This is a genomic window from Sinomicrobium pectinilyticum (assembly GCF_003725735.1).
Classification (GTDB): Bacteria; Bacteroidota; Bacteroidia; order Flavobacteriales; family Flavobacteriaceae; genus Sinomicrobium; species Sinomicrobium pectinilyticum.
The window spans coordinates 1-556 of the sequence record NZ_RJTM01000234.1 but is presented as its reverse complement, the minus strand read 5'-3'; the positions used below and the strand labels follow the sequence as shown (position 1 = coordinate 556).

The 556-nt window shown below is 49.1% G+C and carries 1 protein-coding gene; it reads left to right on the top strand.

The window, feature by feature from the left end:
- Positions 1 to 556 (top strand): hypothetical protein (locus ED312_RS24075; protein WP_170164622.1); only part of this gene is annotated, 556 nt, incomplete at both ends.

Sequence of the window (556 nt, the reverse complement as noted above, 5' to 3'; positions counted from 1 at the left end):
AGTATCGTTTGATGCGGGACTTGCCAGTGCTTTTGAAGGGCTGCATGTCTATGAACTGGACAGGGCCACCGATGTTCCCGGGGGAGAATTCCCTGATCCTTTAAGCCCTTTCCATGCGGTTAGTCAGGAACCGGGAGTGAATGGTGTGTGTGTACTGTGTGATGTGGTTAATCCCGAATTTTCCGTAGATGGCGATCCGGATAATTATACGGAACTCAATGCTCCGTTAGGTGTTGTCAGCGGAATATGGCAGGATCTTATCTTCCCGTTCGGAGGACTTAACGGGGATATTATAGAAGTAGAGATCGGAGTAGGTGGCGGATTAGCTGATCTTTCCCTGCTCGGAGGTCTTACCCTGGAGAGCTTTAACGGGGAAACTGCTAACGGAGACGGCATATCTCTGGAAGAAACTATCAATATTGAATTGGTCCCCGGAACTACAGACCGTTATATAGCATCTTTTATTGCCGGTGCGGATTTTGACCGCGTCAGGGTAAAATTTGCTGCTGTATTGGAAGCGCTTACCAATGTCCGTGTATACGGTGCCAGGCTTCGC